At 49.9% G+C, this 595-nt stretch carries 2 protein-coding genes; both read left to right on the forward strand.

The window, feature by feature from the left end; translation table 11 throughout:
- Positions 1-356: hypothetical protein (locus tag NE473_RS30120; protein ID WP_256265548.1), on the forward strand; the 356-nt coding region annotated here is incomplete at its 5' end.
- Positions 353-589 carry a hypothetical protein gene (locus tag NE473_RS30125; RefSeq protein WP_006771077.1) on the forward strand — a complete coding sequence of 79 codons (237 nt, stop codon included), beginning with the start codon at positions 353-355 and terminating at the stop codon, positions 587-589. The genes NE473_RS30120 and NE473_RS30125, both read left to right, overlap by 4 nt.
- The last annotated feature ends 6 nt before the right edge of the window (positions 590-595 follow it).

Raw genomic sequence — 595 nt, forward strand, 5'->3', positions numbered from 1 at the left:
CAATATCAGACTTAAGACTGTATGCGGCAGATTTGATGGAAACGCGTATCCCCGATGCTGACGAAGCGTGGGGCGAGGTCAACATGGCTGTAAGGCGCTACGGATATATGAGGGAGGCGGAGGCACTGAAAAGCCTCAGCGGTCCAGTACGTAGGGCTGTAGAGCGTACCGGCTGGCAGAACATATGCCAATCACCTTATGATCAGGTGAACACACTGAAAGCACAGTTCCGTGGAGCCTATGAAGCAGAGCAGCGACGAGCTGTCGAGTTTCACAAAATGCCAGAACATTTAAAAATCGAGCAGGCAGGAATACAGCCTGAAGCAGCCCTTCCGATGATGGAGGACCAGAAATGAATGAAGAAGCGGCAAGAAAGCTGGCAAGGTATCGTGTGGGAGAAGACCAACACATGGGAAAGTCCATGACTGCTGATGAGATTGAACTACGGCGTGGTTATGTACGAAACATGTTGAGAAATGTGCCAGGGTGGAAAGATTTGACTGACGAGCAGCTTGACAGGGTGAGGATTTACCGTACAGGAGAGGACTGGTACGTGGAAGATGCAGATTTCTATGAATACAGATTTTAGGAGGCG

Source organism: Hungatella sp. SL.1.14 (genome assembly GCF_024460495.1).
Lineage (GTDB): Bacteria > Bacillota > Clostridia > Lachnospirales > Lachnospiraceae > Hungatella > Hungatella hathewayi.